The following is a 258-nucleotide window of genomic DNA, read 5'->3' as shown; positions in this document are numbered from 1 at the left end:
GCTATTGGTCAGGATACCGGTACCGACGTTGACCGTACCCTGGTTATCCAACGCTTTTACCGTTTGGTTAAACGAGTTGCCATTAAACGTGCCGGTACTTGCAACCGTCAGCAACAAGGTTTCACCGAAGCCATTGTTGCTGCCCAGTTGTACGGTACCGCCCTGCACCGTGGTACTACCTTGGTAGAGGTTGTTGCTATTGGTTACCGTCAACGGACTCTGGGTCGCATCAAAAACGATGCCACCAACCCCAGTCAA

General features: G+C 51.9%; 1 protein-coding gene. It reads right to left on the bottom strand.

The window, feature by feature from the left end:
- On the bottom strand, positions 1-258 hold a 258-nt coding region (locus tag AC2A06_RS19075), incomplete at both ends, for a hypothetical protein (RefSeq protein ID WP_484381331.1).

The sequence above is a fragment of the Serratia sp. HNCC26DJ244 genome, from assembly GCF_057180565.1.
The sequence above is the reverse complement of the archived record's forward strand: the minus strand, read 5'-3'. Positions and strand labels throughout refer to the sequence as shown.